Annotated in this window: 12 protein-coding genes; 8 read left to right on the forward strand and 4 right to left on the reverse strand. The window is 74.8% G+C overall.

Annotated elements, in window-relative coordinates; all coding sequences use genetic code 11:
* The first annotated feature begins 59 nt into the window (after positions 1–59).
* A complete protein-coding gene (locus DEH69_RS23275; protein ID WP_113688951.1) occupies positions 60–1,442 on the forward strand; it encodes a cystathionine beta-synthase in 1,383 nt (460 codons plus the stop codon).
* Between the two features lie 319 nt (positions 1,443–1,761).
* On the opposite strand, the gene DEH69_RS23280 is transcribed toward DEH69_RS23275, so the two are convergent.
* Entirely contained in the window at positions 1,762–2,202 is a 441-nt protein-coding gene (locus DEH69_RS23280) for a hypothetical protein (protein WP_113689005.1), read from the reverse strand.
* Positions 2,203–2,281: 79 nt separating this feature from the next.
* Here DEH69_RS23280 and DEH69_RS23285 point away from each other — a divergent pair, with 79 nt between their 5' ends.
* The gene (locus DEH69_RS23285; RefSeq protein ID WP_113688952.1) at positions 2,282–3,142 is read left to right on the forward strand and encodes a MurR/RpiR family transcriptional regulator; all 861 of its coding nucleotides are present in this window, start codon (positions 2,282–2,284) and stop codon (positions 3,140–3,142) included.
* A 293-nt stretch (positions 3,143–3,435) separates the two neighbouring features.
* On the opposite strand, the gene DEH69_RS23290 is transcribed toward DEH69_RS23285, so the two are convergent.
* Entirely contained in the window at positions 3,436–4,734 is a 1,299-nt protein-coding gene (locus DEH69_RS23290; RefSeq protein ID WP_113688953.1) for a diaminopimelate decarboxylase, read from the reverse strand.
* Between the two features lie 129 nt (positions 4,735–4,863).
* Between DEH69_RS23290 and hutU the strand changes: the two genes are divergently transcribed.
* The 6 genes from hutU to DEH69_RS23325 all read left to right on the forward strand — a co-directional run bounded on the left by hutU (position 4,864) and on the right by DEH69_RS23325 (position 12,265).
* Positions 4,864–6,522, forward strand: coding sequence for a urocanate hydratase (hutU, locus tag DEH69_RS23295; protein ID WP_113688954.1), 1,659 nt, complete (start codon positions 4,864–4,866; stop codon positions 6,520–6,522).
* Between the two features lie 123 nt (positions 6,523–6,645).
* Positions 6,646–7,842, forward strand: a complete 1,197-nt coding sequence (locus DEH69_RS23305; RefSeq protein WP_113689006.1) for an allantoate amidohydrolase — start codon at positions 6,646–6,648, stop codon at positions 7,840–7,842.
* Positions 7,833–9,185 carry a formimidoylglutamate deiminase gene (locus tag DEH69_RS23310; protein WP_113688955.1) on the forward strand — a complete coding sequence of 451 codons (1,353 nt, stop codon included), beginning with the start codon at positions 7,833–7,835 and terminating at the stop codon, positions 9,183–9,185. Before DEH69_RS23305 ends, DEH69_RS23310 begins: the two co-directional genes overlap by 10 nt.
* Positions 9,186–9,195: 10 nt before the next feature.
* Entirely contained in the window at positions 9,196–10,443 is a 1,248-nt protein-coding gene (hutI, locus tag DEH69_RS23315) for an imidazolonepropionase (protein ID WP_113688956.1), read from the forward strand.
* An 87-nt stretch (positions 10,444–10,530) separates the two neighbouring features.
* Positions 10,531–11,907, forward strand: coding sequence for an MFS transporter (locus tag DEH69_RS23320; RefSeq protein ID WP_181727570.1), 1,377 nt, complete (start codon positions 10,531–10,533; stop codon positions 11,905–11,907).
* Between the two features lie 4 nt (positions 11,908–11,911).
* A complete protein-coding gene (locus DEH69_RS23325; RefSeq protein WP_220131332.1) occupies positions 11,912–12,265 on the forward strand; it encodes a hypothetical protein in 354 nt (117 codons plus the stop codon).
* A 27-nt stretch (positions 12,266–12,292) separates the two neighbouring features.
* Here the strand turns inward: DEH69_RS23325 and DEH69_RS23330 are convergent, their stop codons facing one another.
* Together DEH69_RS23330 and DEH69_RS23335 are read right to left on the reverse strand one after the other, a co-directional pair.
* Entirely contained in the window at positions 12,293–13,057 is a 765-nt protein-coding gene (locus DEH69_RS23330; protein ID WP_258534898.1) for an MOSC domain-containing protein, read from the reverse strand.
* A 107-nt stretch (positions 13,058–13,164) separates the two neighbouring features.
* Complete coding sequence (locus DEH69_RS23335) at positions 13,165–13,944, reverse strand: zinc-binding dehydrogenase (RefSeq protein WP_309302896.1); 780 nt, start codon at positions 13,942–13,944, stop codon at positions 13,165–13,167.
* Positions 13,945–14,258: the final 314 nt, after the last annotated feature.

A 14,258-nucleotide genomic window follows, 5' to 3' on the forward strand; every position in this document is an offset into this window, starting at 1 on the left:
TGGGCGGAAGAACCCGTCCCCACCCCGTCCCCAGTGAATCCCTGAGGTCCGGAGAACCAGTGCAGTATTACGAGTCGATGATCGACCTTGTCGGCAATACCCCGTTGGTCAAGCTCTCGGCGGTGACGGAGGGCATCTCCGCCACCGTGCTGGCCAAGGTGGAGTACTTCAACCCCGGCGGTTCCGTGAAGGACCGGATCGCGCTGCGGATGATCGAGGCGGCCGAGCGGTCGGGCGAGCTGCGCCCCGGTGGCGTCATCGTGGAGCCCACGTCGGGCAACACCGGCGTCGGCCTGGCGATCGTGGCCCAGCGCAAGGGCTACCGCTGCGTGTTCGTCTGCCCTGACAAGGTGTCCCTTGACAAGATCAACACCCTGCGCGCCTATGGCGCCGAGGTCGTCGTGTGCCCCACCGCCGTCGACCCCGAGCACCCGGACTCGTACTACAACGTCTCCGACCGGCTGGTCAGGGAGACGCCGGGCGCCTGGAAGCCCGACCAGTACAGCAACCCGGAGAACCCCAGGTCCCACTACGAGACCACGGGCCCCGAGCTGTGGCGGCAGACCGAGGGCCGCGTCACCCACTTCGTCGCGGGCGTCGGCACCGGGGGCACGATCACCGGGACGGGGCGCTACCTCAAGGAGGTGAGCGAGGGTCGCGTCCAGGTCATCGGCGCCGACCCCGAGGGCTCGGTCTACTCGGGCGGCTCGGGCCGCCCCTACCTGGTGGAGGGCGTCGGCGAGGACTTCTGGCCGACCGCCTATGACCCCGATGTCGCCGACGAGATCGTCGCCGTCTCCGACAAGGACTCCTTCCGCATGACCCGCCGCCTGGCCAGGGAGGAGGGCCTTCTGGTGGGCGGCTCGTGCGGCATGGCGGTCGTCGGCGCGCTCACCGTCGCGCGGCGGCTCGGGCCTGACGACGTCGTGGTGGTCCTGCTGCCCGACGGCGGCCGCGGCTACCTCAGCAAGATCTTCAACGACGAGTGGATGGCCGACTACGGCTTCCTCGAGGACGGCGGCCCGCAGACGCGCGTGGCGGATGTGCTGCGCGGCAAGGAGGGCGGCATGCCGTCGCTCGTCCACATGCACCCCGACGAGACGGTCGGGGCGGCGATCGACGTGCTGCGCGAGTACGCCGTCTCGCAGATGCCGGTGGTCAAGCCGGGCGCGGGGCACCCGGACGTGATGGCCGCGGAGATCGTGGGCTCGGTGGTCGAACGCGAGCTGCTGGACGCGCTGTTCACGCAGCGGGCGGCGCTGGACGACCCGCTGGAGAAGCACATGAGCGCGCCGCTCCCGCACGTCGGGTCGGGCGAGCCGGTGGGTGACCTGATGGCCGTCCTCAAGGGCGCGGACGCGGCGGTGGTGCTGGTGGAGGGCAAGCCCACGGGCGTCGTCAGCCGCCAGGACCTGCTGGCGTTCCTGGCCGGGGAGAGGTGACGCGGGGGCGCGGGCCGCTGGCCGGGGGCGCGGGTGGCGCGCGGGGGCGCGCGTCGCGCGGGGAGAAATAGCGACGTGGCGTAAGAGATCCTGAAGTGTCACGGCCGGGCAACGCGTCGTTAACACCGCTCCGGCAGAGTTCTGGGTGTCGGCACCAGAGACCTCCGGAGCGGCTCCCGGACCTCCCTGGTCGCCCGGACGCGAGGCCCCGACCCGGCCCGCGTCCCCGCGGGGACCGCCGTCGTCCCGCCCCTGGCGCTCGCGCCGGGGTGCGGCGGTCCCCGCCAACCTCTCCCCGCCGCCCGGCCCCGACCCCGGCTCAGTCCCAGCCCTCGCGGTCGCCGCCGCCCAGGCCCCGGCGCAGCACGTCGCGCCCCGCGTAGCAGGCGTTCACCCCGACGATGCCGCCCCAGCAGATCAGCAGCCCGGCGAGCCCCGTCTGCACGGCGGCGATGGCGGACAGCGGTATCGCGAGCACGAGCGACAGCGCGGCCAGGCCGAACGCGGGCCCCGGGCCGCCGCCCTCGTCACCGGCCGCCGGGGAACGCCCGCCGCGCGCGATCACCATCTGCTGCTCCGCGAGCTGCCGACGCACCCGCTTGTCGACCGTGCTGTCGATGTGCTGCTCCACTTTCTCAAGGAAGGACTCCACGAGCTCCGTCTCGTAGGTCTCGCCCAGCTCCTTGCGAGTCTGCACGGCGGCCTCGAGATCCCGCTTGAGATCGGAGTCCTGGTTTAGGTCGGCGTCTCGGCCACTCATCATGACTTTCACCGTACGGGTAGCTGCCCCCCTTGACACTAGGGGTAGCCCCCCAATTCCGGCGCATAGAATCTGCCGGATGAGCGAGGCGAGCGCACGGCTGGCGGCGCTGTTCGACGGCCATCGGCTGACCCCCACCCAGCGGCGCATCGCCCAGTGCGTGCTGCGGGCGGGCGACGAGGCGCCGTTCCTCTCCAGCGTCGAGCTGGCCGAGCGGGCCGGGGTCAGCCAGCCTTCGGTGACCCGCTTCGCGGTGGCGCTCGGCTTCGACGGCTACCCCGCGCTGCGGCGGCGGCTGCGCGAGCGCCTGCGGAACGGCAAGGGCGTCGCCGCCGAAGGGCCGGGGCCCGCCGAGCCGGTCAACGCCCACCAGCGGGCCGTCCTCGCCGAGATCGACCACCTGCGGCTGCTCGCCGCGGCCCTCGCCGAGCCCGATCTGACCGACCGGATCGCCGAGGCCGGGCGGCTGCTCGCCCGCTCGCGCCCGCTGCCGGTCCTCGGCCTGCGGGCGGCGGCGGCCGAGGCGTACGGCTTCGCCTACTTCGCGGCCAAGGTCCACCCGGACGTGCGGCTGCTCGACACGGGCGGCTCGGTGCTGATCGACCGCATCGAGGCGGCGGCCGAGGCGGGCGCGGGCGCGCTGCTGTGCTTCGCGCTGCCGCGCCACCCGCGCGAGGTGGGCGACGCGCTCGACGCGGCGCGGGGCGCCGGGCTGCGGGTGGTGACGGTGGCCGACAGCGCGGTGGCGCCCGTGGCGCACCCCGACGACCTGCTGCTCTCGGCCCCGGTGAGCACGGCGTTGTCGTTCGACACGGCGTGCGGGCCGCTGCTGCTTGGCCGCCTGGTGCTCGAGGCGCTGTGTGACGCCCTGCCGGACGCCCAGCCGCGCCTCGACCACTTCGACGTCCGCGCGGCGGAGCGCGGCCTGTTCCTGGAGTGAGGCCCCCGCTGGCGCGGTGCCCGGGGTATTCGCCCGCCCCTGGGGCGGGGCGGCCGAGGTCGTGGAGGGCGGGGGCCACGCGCCGGTGCGCCGCGGAGCGCCCGGGGTGCGGCGGGCGCCGTGTGCCACCGGCTCCACGCCCGCCACCGCGAAGCGGTGTCCAGGGCTCCTGCCCGCGCCGTCCTGCCCGCGCCGTCCTCCCCGAGCGGTGCTCCTCGCGACGTGAGTCGGCCATTCCGCGCCGCGGTGCGCGCGGCCGTTGTCCGACGGCCTTCGGCGGGCACGCGGTGCGTTCAGCAGTCGCCGCCGTACTCCTGGACCAGCTCGGACAGTGTCTGCGGGCGGCGCAGGGTGGTGAACGTCGTGGGGGTGGCCTCATCCGCGTGGTAGCCGTAGATGCCGGGGCGGGGGAGGGCGTTGTAGCCGAACGGGGTCGAGGCGTAGTACGCGCCCGTGTCGAGCAGGGCCACCAGGTCGCCGGGCTCGAGCGCGGGGAGGGCGCGGTCGCGGGCGACCAGGTCGCCCGCGAAGCAGCACGGGCCCGCCACGTCCTGCCGCACCGCGGGCCCCCGCTTCGGCGCGCCGGTCGCGTCGTAGGCCGCGATCCGCAGGGGCCACGAGGCGGGCGCGAACACCGTGCGCACCGCCACCTGCGCGCCCGCGTGGGTGATCGCGATCGGGCGGCCGCCGGTCGTCTTCGTGTACTCGACGCGGGCGAGCACCAGGCCCGACTTGGCGAGCAGCGAGCGGCCAAACTCCGTGACCAGCCCGTATCGCCCGTCGAACAGCCCCGGCACGGTCTCCCTCAGCAGCCGCGCGTACGTGGCGAACGCGGGCGCGCTCTCGTCCGACGCGAAGTCCACGGGCAGCCCGCCGCCGATGTCCAGCGTGTCCACACGCCGGGTGCCCGCCGCTTCGTTGATCTCCTCGGCCAGCTCGTACAGGGCGCGCACGCCCGCCGCCATCCGTTCCAGGGCCATGCCCTGCGAGCCCACGTGGCAGTGCAGGCGCGTCAGCCAGGGCCGGTCGACGAACGCCCGCACCACCCACTCCCTCGCGCCCGGGTCGCGCAGCCCCACGCCGAACTTGGCGGTGGGCGTCGCCGTGCTCATCGCGTCGATCGTGCCGCCGCCGAGCTGGGGGTTGATCCGCAGGCCGAGCGGGGGCGCCGAGGTCGGCTCGTCCGCGATGAGCGCGTCGAGGCGGGCCAGCTCCTGGGCGCTGTCGGCGTTGAGCGCGATGCCGAGGGCCAGCGCCTCGCGCAGCTCCGCCTCCGTCTTGGCGGGGGAGTCGAGCACGATGCGGTCGGCCGCCAGGCCCGCCGCGCGGGCGAGCGCAAGCTCGCCGGGGCTCGCCACCTCGCAGCCGACGCCGAAGCCGTCGAGCAGCCGCAGCACCGGCACGAGCGAGGCCGCCTTCACGGCGAACGTGTGCAGCACCGGCTGGCCGGGCGCGGTCACTTCGGCGAAGGCCGAGTGCAGTGCGGTGGCCGCTTCCCTGACCCCGTCAAGGTCGAGCAGCGCGGCCACCGGGCGGTCGGGGGTGAGCAGGCGGCGTTCGAGCGCCGCCCTGACTGCCAGGTCGCGTCGCATGGACAGAACCCTGCCCGAAGACAAGCATGACAGTCCGACGATCTGCCCAGGCGTGGTTGACTGAAATTATTCATGACCTAAGGTGAGTGAATATTCAGCCCACCGCCGCCGAGACAGGGGAGGCTGGCCATGGCAGGACCCCGACCCGTCCGCGCGCCCAGGGGAAGCGCGCTCAGCGCCCGCGGCTGGCCGCAGGAGGCGGCGCTGCGGATGCTCAAGAACAACCTGGACCCCGAGGTCGCCGAGCACCCCGACGAGCTGGTCGTCTACGGCGGCACCGGGCGGGCCGCGCGCGACTGGCGGTCGTTCGACGCCATGGTCGCCACGCTGCGGACGCTGGGGCCCGACGAGACGATGCTCGTCCAGTCGGGGCGGCCCGTGGGCGTGATGACGACGCACGAGTGGGCGCCACGCGTTCTGATCGCCAACTCCAACCTCGTCGGCGACTGGGCCACCTGGGAGGAGTTCCGGCGGCTTGAACGCCTCGGGCTCACGATGTACGGGCAGATGACCGCGGGGTCGTGGATCTACATCGGGACCCAGGGCATCCTCCAGGGCACCTACGAGACGTTCGCCGCCGTCGCCGCCAAGCGCTTCGGCGGCTCGCTCGCCGGGACGCTGACGCTGACCGCGGGGCTCGGCGGGATGGGCGGCGCCCAGCCGCTGGCCGTGACCATGAACGGCGGCGCCGCCCTGTGCATCGACTGCGACCCCAGGGCGCTGGAGCGCCGCATCGCGCACGGCTATCTGGACGAGCGCGCCGACTCGCTCGACGAGGCGCTCGCCATGGCGGCGCGGGCGCGCGACGAGCGCAGGGCGCTCTCGGTCGGCGTCGTGGCCAACGCCGCCGACGCCGTGCCGCGCCTGCTCGCGTCCGGCGCGCCCGTGGACATCGTGACCGACCAGACGAGCGCGCACGACCCGCTGGCGTATCTGCCGGTGGGCGTGCCATTCGAGGACATGGCGGACTACGCGGCCAGCGACCCCGAGGGCTTCACGCGGCGGGCCAGGGAGTCGATGGCGCGGCACGTGGAGGCCATGGTCGGCTTCAAGGACGCGGGGGCCGAGGTCTTCGACTATGGGAACTCCATCCGGGGCGAGGCCCAACTCGCCGGGTACGCCCGTGCGTTCGACTTCCCCGGCTTTGTGCCCGCGTACATCAGGCCGCTGTTCTGCGAGGGGAAGGGGCCGTTCCGCTGGGCCGCGCTGAGCGGGGACCCGGCCGACATCGCGGCGACGGACCGCGCGGTGCTCGACCTCTTCCCCGACAACGAGCCGCTGGCCCGCTGGATCACGCTCGCCGGGGAGCGCGTGCGCTTCCAGGGGCTCCCCGCGCGCATCTGCTGGCTCGGATACGGTGAGCGGGAGCGGGCGGGGGAGCGGTTCAACGCCATGGTGGCGGGCGGCGAGCTGGCCGCGCCCGTGGTGATCGGCCGCGACCACCTGGACTGCGGCTCGGTCGCCTCCCCGTACCGCGAGACCGAGGGCATGCGCGACGGCTCGGACGCGATCGCGGACTGGCCGCTGCTGAACGCCATGGTGAACGTCGCGTCCGGAGCCTCCTGGGTCTCTCTCCACCACGGCGGCGGGGTGGGCATGGGCCGCTCGATCCACGCGGGGCAGGTGACCGTCGCTGACGGCACCGCCCTGGCGGGCGAGAAGATCCGCCGGGTGCTCACCAACGATCCCGGCATGGGTGTCATCCGGCACGTCGACGCGGGGTACGAGGAGGCGGAGGCCGTGGCCGAGACGCGCGGCGTGCGCGTCCCGATGCGCGAACGCCCGTGACCCGAGCGCCCGTGACCCGAGCGCCCGTGACCCGAGCGCCCGTGACCCGCGCGCCGGTGACCCGCGCGCCGTGCACGACCGAACCGACGAGGGAGGCACCCGGTGACCGAGGCGTTCGCGGAGATGTGGCGTGACCTGCTGCCGGTGGGCAGGGCGGGCGGCCCCGGGGCGGGATACCGCCGCTACGCCTGGACGGGCGCCGACCGCGAGCTGCGCGTCTGGTTCGCCGGCGAGGCGCGGGCGCGCGGCCTCGCCCACGAGGTCGACCGCAACGGCAACCAGTGGGCCTGGCTCGGCGACCCCGCCGCGGGCGACGCCGTGGTCACCGGCTCGCACCTGGACTCCGTGCCGGACGGCGGGGCGTTCGACGGGCCGCTCGGCGTCGTCTCCGCCTTTGCCGCGCTCGACGCCCTCAGGGCCAGGGGCGCCCTGGCCCCCGGGCACCGGCCGCTCGGCGTGGTGGCGTTCGCCGACGAGGAGGGCGCGCGCTTCGGGGTGGCGTGCGTCGGCTCGCGGCTCAGCTGCGGGCTGCTCGCCCCCGAACGGGCCCGCGCGCTGACCGACGCCGACGGCGTCAACCTCGCCGACGCGATGGAGCGCGCGGGGCACGACCCCGGCGTCATCGGGCCCGACCCGGAGCGCCTGGCCCGCATCGGTGCGTTCGTCGAGCTGCACATCGAGCAGGGCCGGGCCCTGGTCGACCTTGGACGGCCCCTCGGCGTGGCCTCGGCCATCTGGCCGCACGGCCGCTGGAGGTTCGACTTCCACGGCGAGGCCAACCACGCCGGGACCACCCGCATCGAGGACCGGCGCGACCCCATGCTCACCTACGCCCATACCGTCCTCGCCGCCCGCAAGCGCGCCAGGCTCGCCGGGGCCCTGGCCACCTTCGGCCGGGTCACCGTCGACCCGGGCGCGGTCAACGCCGTGCCCTCCCTGGTCACCGGCTGGCTCGACTCCCGCGCCCCCGACGCCGGGACCCTGGACGACCTGGTGGCCGGGATCGAGGCCACCGCCACCGAGCGCGGGGGCCGGGACGGCGTGCGGGTCGCCGTCACCCGCGAGTCCCACACCGAGGGCGTCACCTTCGCCGCCAACCTGCGCGACCGGGCCGCCGCGCTGCTCGGCGGCGCCCCCGCGCTGCCCACCGGGGCGGGACACGACGCCGGGATCCTCTCGGGGACCGTCCCCGCGGCCATGCTGTATGTGCGGAACCCGACCGGGGTCTCGCACGCCCCCGCCGAGCACGCCGACGAGGGCGACTGCCTGGCCGGGGTGAGCGCCCTGGCGGACGTGCTGGAGGGCCTGCTGTGCCGCTGACCACGCAGACGTACTGGGCCGAACACGCCTGGCTGGGCGCCACCGTCGAGCAGGGCGTGCTGATCACCACCTCGCCCTCGGGCCACATCACCGCCGTCCGCCCCGGGACCGCGACCCCGCCCGTCGGCGCGGTCACGCTGCGCGGGCTCACCCTGCCGGGGCTTGCCAACGCGCACAGCCACGCCTTCCACCGCGCCCTGCGCTCCGCCACCCAGGTGGGCGGCGGTACGTTCTGGACGTGGCGGACCGCGATGTACGAGATGGCCGCCGCACTGACCCCTGACAGCTACTACGCCCTCGCCCGCGCCGCCTATGCCGAGATGGCGCTCGCGGGGATCACGTGCGTCGGTGAGTTCCACTATGTGCACCATGGCCCCGGCGGCATCCGCTACGGCGACCCCGCCCTCATGGCCAAGGCGCTCGTCGCCGCGGCCACGGCAGCGGGCATCAGGATCACCCTCCTCGACACGTGCTATCTGGCCGCGGGGTTCGGCGAGCCGCTCTCCGGCACCCAGCTGCGCTTCTCCGACGGCACGGCCGAGGCGTGGGCCGAACGCGCCGACACCCTGAGCGGCGGCCCCACCGCGCGGCTCGGCGCGGCGATCCACTCCGTGCGGGCCGTCCCCGCCGACGGGCTCGCCACCGTCGCCAGCTTCGCGCGGGAGCGGGGGCGGCCCCTGCACGTCCATCTCTCCGAGCAGCCGAGGGAGAACGAGGACTGCCTGCGCGCGCACGGCCGTACCCCGACCCAACTCCTCGACGACCACGGCGTGCTGGGCCCGCGCACCACCGCCGTGCACGCCACCCACCTCACCGGGGACGACATCGCCCTGCTGGGCCGCTCCGCGACCGCCGTATGCCTGTGCCCCACGACCGAGCGCGACCTGGCCGACGGCATCGGGCCCGCGGGGCCGCTGCGCGCCGCGGGCAGCCCGCTGTGCGTCGGCAGCGACAGCCACGCCGTGATCGACCTCATCGCCGAGGCCAGGGCCGTCGAGGAGCACGAGCGCCTGCGCACTGGGGCGCGCGGCCACTTCACCGCGGGCCAGCTTCTGCGCGCCGCGTCCGACGAGGGGCACGCCGCCCTCGGCTGGCCCGAGGCAGGACGCCTCGAGCCCGACGCACTCGCCGACTTCACCACCGTCGCCCTCGACAGCGTCAGGACCGCGGGCCCGCCGGGGCGGATGGCGCTCGAGGCGGCCGTGTACGCCGCCACCGCCGCTGATGTGCGGCACACGGTCGTCGGCGGCCTGCACATCGTCAGGGACGGCGCCCACCAGCTCGTCCACGACGTCCCCCACGCCCTGCGCGAGGCCATCTCCGCGCTGCGGGCCACTCGGTGAGGACCGACCCATGCCGGAGCAGCGCGCCACCCAGCCAGGGACCACCGCCCCCACCAGCGCCCCCACCCCCAGCACCGCCCCCACCCCCAGCACCAGCACCGCCATCGTCAACATCGGCACGCTCGTCACGAACGACCCCTCCCTCGGCTCAGGACCCCTCGGCCTGATCCACGACGCGGCCGTCGTCATCGACGGCGGCCGCGTCGTCTGGACCGGCACCCACAGTCAAACACCCCCCACTGACAGTCACCATGACGCGGGCGGCCGGGCGGTCGTCCCCGGCTTCGTCGACTCCCACTCCCACCTGCTCTTCGCGGGCGACCGCACCGACGAGTTCAACGCCCGCATGTCGGGCCGCCCTTACACCGCGGGCGGCATCCGCACCACCGTCGCCGCGACCCGCAGGGCCACCGACGCCCAACTGGCCGGTAACCTCGCCGCGTTGCTCACCGAGATGCGCCGCCAGGGCACCACGACCGTCGAGGTCAAGTCCGGCTACGGCCTCACCGCCGAGCACGAGTCCCGCGCGCTGCGCGTCGCCCGCGAGCACACCGATGAGACCACCTACCTCGGCGCCCACGTCGTCCCCGCCGAGTACGCCGCGGACCCCGACGCCTATGTCGCCCGCGTGACCGGCCCCATGCTCGACGCCTGTGCCCCGCACGCCCGTTGGGTCGATGTGTTCTGCGAGGAGGGCGCGTTCGACGCCGACCAGGCGCGCGCCGTCCTCACCGCGGGCCGCGCCCGCGGCCTGCTCCCGCGCGTCCACGCCAACCAGCTCACCGCGGGACCCGGCGTCCGGCTCGCCGTCGAGCTCGGCGCCGCCTCGGCCGACCACTGCACCTACCTCACCGACGCCGACGTGGAAGCCCTCGCCCAGGGCCCCACGGTGGCGACCCTGCTGCCGGGGTGCGAGTTCTCCACCCGCGCCCCCTATCCCGACGCGCGCCGCCTGCTCGACGCGGGCGCCGTCGTCGCGCTCGCCACCGACTGCAACCCCGGCTCGTCGTTCACCAGCTCCATGTCCTTCTGCATCGCCGTCGCCGTTCGCGAGATGGGCATGACCCCCGACGAGGCGCTGTGGTCCGCCACCGCCGGGGGCGCCGCCGCGCTCAGGCGCGCCGACATCGGGCGCCTCGCGCCCGGCGCGCGCGCCGACCTCGTGCTCCTCGACGCGCCCTCACCCATCCATCTCGCCTATCGCCCCGGCGTCCCCCTGGTCGCCGCCGTCTGGCAGGGCGGCCACCGCGTGGCCTGACGCTCCGTTCGGCGAAGGCTTAGGGTCGACGGGCCGGGGGATGGGCAGCAGGGAGGGGGAGCGGGGATGATGGAGGGGGGAGCGGGGATGAAGGACACCGAGGACCTGTCCGGGGACAGGGCCGGGGAGCGTGCCGAGGCGCGCGCCGGGGACGGGGCGGAAGGGGAGCGTGAGCGCGGCTTCGGCGCGCCCTTCTGGAAGCTGTGGTCCGCCACCACCATCACCAACCTCGGCCAGGGCGCCACCGGCATCGCCTTCCCCTGGCTCGCCACCGAGCTGACCACGGACGCCTTTCTCGTGGCGCTCATGGGCCTGGCCCTGCGGCTGCCCTGGCTGGTGTTCAGCCTGCCTGCCGGGGTCCTGGCCGACCGGCTCGACCGGCGGCGGGTGTTGCTGGCGATGAGCCTGGCGCGCGCGGCCGTCGTCGGAACGGTCGGGCTGCTCGTCGCGTTCGACGCCATGACCCTGCCGCTCCTCTACGCCTGCGCCCTCGCGCTGGGCTTCGCCGAGGTGCTCTTCGACAACACCGCGCAGGTGCTGCTGCCCTCCGTCGTCTCGCGCGAGCGGCTTTCCGAAGCCAACGGCCGCCTGATGGCCGCCCAGATCGTCTCCGACGACTTCCTGGCCGGGCCGCTCGGCGGCGTGCTGATCGGTCTCGCGCTGGCCGTGCCGTTCGCGTTCGACGCGGGAACGGCGCTGGTCGCGGCGGTGCTGCTGCTGACTCTGCGGGGGACGTTCCGCGCGCGCGGCGCCCCCGCGGACAGCGTCGCCGACGGCGCCGCCGCGCCCGTGCGCCGCTCGATGCGCGCGGAGATCGCCGAGGGCGTGCGCTGGCTCTGGCACAACCCGGTGCTGCGCCGACTGGCCATCGCGCTGGCCCTGTTCAACGCCGGTGGCGCGGGGGTCGCGGCCATCTATGTGCTGTACGCCCAGGAGGTGCTGGGGCTCGGGGCGCTCGGCTTCGCCCTGCTGGTGTCGGCGGGTGGCGTGGGCGGCTTCCTCGGCGGCACGCTGGCGGGCCGGATCACCCGCCGCGTCGGTGCGACCGGCTCGCTGCTGACGCTGTGCGCCCTCGACTTCGTGGCCCACGTGGTGGCGGGGTGTGCGTCGAACGCCTTGCTGATCGGAACGGTTATGGGAGCGACCGGGTTTGGCGTGGTGCTCTGGAATGTGACGACCGTTTCGCTTCGCCAGACGATCATTCCGGATCATCTGCTGGGCCGGGTCAACAGCGTCTACCGGCTGCTCGGCTGGGGCGCGATGCCGCTCGGCATCCTGGCGTTCGGCGGCCTGGTGGCCCTGGTCGAGGCGCAGGTCTCGCGCGAGGCGGCCCTGCGCGCCCCCTTCTTCGCCATGTCGGTGATCAGCGTCGGACTGGCCTTCTACATCCGCCGCCACCTGCACGCCCGCGCGCTCGCCGAAGCGCTCGAGGGCGCCCAGCCCGCTCAGCCGGATGGAAGGTGATGCCGTGAGCTTCGATCTGGCGGTTCTCGCGATGGACGATGCGGCCGACGCCGCGACGGCGCGCGCGATGTTCGAGCGGTGCGCGTCGGGAGCCCACGACGAGGGTGAGCTGGACGAGCGGATCGTCGGGTTCTACGAGCGGGTGCGCTCGCGGTTCCCCGACCACCCGCCCGGCGCCGCGGGGTCGCCGTGGATGTCGACGCCGTTGGCGGTCGGCATCGACCACGTGATCATGAGCCTGAGCTTCTCGCCGATGAGCGACGCGGCCGTCGAGGCGATCGAAGGGCTTGCCGCGGAGTTTCGCCTGGTCATCTGGGACCCCCAGGCCCAGGCCGCCTCGGTGCCCCGGCGCGGATGACCGGTCGTTCGCCCCGGCCCGGACGCCTCACGCCGTCGGCGCCGCCCCTGCGGTCGGAGCCCCTGCGGTCGGAGCCCCCGCGGCCGGAGCCCCCGCGGCCAGTGCCCCCGGGCTCGGCGAACCCCCCGCCTGCGCCGCCCACGTGGCGGCCAGCGCCCGCTCCTCCGGGTGCAGCGCCTCGCCCGCCGCGATGAGCCGGGACCGCAGCTCGGACGCCGTCGTGAGCGCCCGGAACAGGAAGGACACCGACACCTCGTGCTCCGGGCGGTACAGCACCTCCACCTGGTCGCCCGCGCGGATCGTGCCGGGCTGGAGCACGCGGAAGTACCCACCGGGCCTCGCCTCCTGGGTAAAACGCTTCACCCAGCCCCGCTCGCCCAGCCAGTCCGCGAACGTCCGGCACGGCACGCGGCAGCTGCTCGCCTCGATCACCAGGTCGGGGCCGATGCGCCAGCGCTCGCCGATGCGCGTGTCGTTGACGTCGATGCCCGACGTGGTCAGGTTCTCCCCGAACACGCCGCCCGGCAGCTCGCGCCCCAGCGCGCGCCCCCAGTGGTCGAGGTCTTCGCGCGCGTACACGTAGACCGCCTGGTCGTAGCCGCCGTGGTGGCGGAGGTCGCACACCGCGTCCCCCGCGAGGCCGCTGCCCCCCACCCCCTTGGGGCCCGGGGCCGCGACCGCCACGGGGCCGTCGGCCGGACGCTTGTCGATGCCGGTGAGGCCGCTGGCCGAGTCCGTCGGCGCCGCCGCGCTCGCCCTGCCGAGATTGACCGAGAGAACCATCCGCTCCATGCCGGGCACACTAACCACCGCGGCCTTTCCACCGCGATGATTATTCATCTCTCGCACACCCGTTCCCCCCGTGTGCCTCATGCGCGCTCATGCGCCCCCCGCGCGCCTCACGCGCCCGACGGCAGATCGAGCACCGCCTTGCCCGGCACCTTGCCCGTGGCCAGCGCCGCCAGGGCCTCGGCGCCCCCGGTCCAGGGCCCGCGCCAGCCGACGCCCGCGTCCAGCTCGCCGCGCCCGAGCAGCCCGGCGAGCCACGTCAGGTCGGCGCCGATCCCCACGTGGTCGTGCAGCAGGAAGAACGTCGTCAGGGCCCGGTCGTGGCCGAGCGGCCCCGCGAAGTCCCCGTGCGGAAACGTCTCGGCGGCCCCCGACGAGTGGCCCATGGCGATCAACGTCCCGCCGGGCGCCACCGTCCGGTACGCCGCCACCCTGATCGACCCGCCCACCATGTCGATCACCCCGCGCACGGGCCCGTCGGAGAGGCGTTCCACCAGCCATGTGCCTCCGCTCGCGCCGCGGTCGGCGACCACCACCTCGTGCGCGCCCAGCGCGCCCAGCGCGTCCTCCTTGGCAGGGTCGGTGGTGAGCGCGATCACATGCGCCCCGCCGCGCACGACCAGTTGCGGGGTGTAACGCCCCACGCCGCTGCCCGCGCCCGTCACCAGGACGCGGCGGCCCAGGATCGGGCCGAGGCGGCGCGGCCCGCGCAGCGCCGAGCCCGCCGCCACCGGCAGCGTGCTGGCCTCCCCCAGGTCCGCGCCCTCGGGGAGCGTGCCGATCCAGTCCGTGTCAACGGCGCGCAGCTCGGCCCACGCGCCCCCGCCCCCCAGCGTCACCACCCGGGTGCCCACCGGGGGCCCCGAGCCGTCCGCCGCCGCGCGCACCACGACGCCCCGCCGCGTCCCACCCGGGCACCGTGCCGTTCTCGCCGTGCGGGACGGCGCTGACGGCCTCGCCGTAGTTGAGCGAGAACGCGGCCACCTCGATCAACGCCTGGCCGGGGCCCGGCGTCGGATCCGGGCGCTCGGCCAGGGCGAGGTGGTCGGCCAGGGCGAGGTGGTCGGGGCGGAGTGGTCGATGGTCCAGGCACGCATGGCTGGCTCCTCGGGGCGGTGCCGGACCCAGGCGGCCCGGCTCCCGAGAAATGCGCCAGTGACCAGCGTTAGCTAGCAACTAGCGAATGCTGCTCGCCAGCGCAATC

It is taken from the genome of Streptomyces sp. PT12 (genome assembly GCF_003311645.1).
GTDB lineage: Bacteria > Actinomycetota > Actinomycetes > Streptomycetales > Streptomycetaceae > Streptomyces.

Coding starts and splice junctions, on each gene's coding strand:
- DEH69_RS23305 (WP_113689006.1), top strand. CDS start 6,646: ATGTGGCGTGACCTGCTGCCGGTGGGCAGGGCGGGCGGCCCCGGGGCG.
- DEH69_RS23320 (WP_181727570.1), top strand. CDS start 10,531: ATGAAGGACACCGAGGACCTGTCCGGGGACAGGGCCGGGGAGCGTGCC.
- DEH69_RS23285 (WP_113688952.1), top strand. CDS start 2,282: ATGAGCGAGGCGAGCGCACGGCTGGCGGCGCTGTTCGACGGCCATCGG.
- DEH69_RS23330 (WP_258534898.1), bottom strand. CDS start 13,057: ATGGAGCGGATGGTTCTCTCGGTCAATCTCGGCAGGGCGAGCGCGGCG.
- DEH69_RS23280 (WP_113689005.1), bottom strand. CDS start 2,202: ATGAGTGGCCGAGACGCCGACCTAAACCAGGACTCCGATCTCAAGCGG.
- hutI (WP_113688956.1), top strand. CDS start 9,196: ATGCCGGAGCAGCGCGCCACCCAGCCAGGGACCACCGCCCCCACCAGC.
- DEH69_RS23290 (WP_113688953.1), bottom strand. CDS start 4,734: ATGCGACGCGACCTGGCAGTCAGGGCGGCGCTCGAACGCCGCCTGCTC.
- hutU (WP_113688954.1), top strand. CDS start 4,864: ATGGCAGGACCCCGACCCGTCCGCGCGCCCAGGGGAAGCGCGCTCAGC.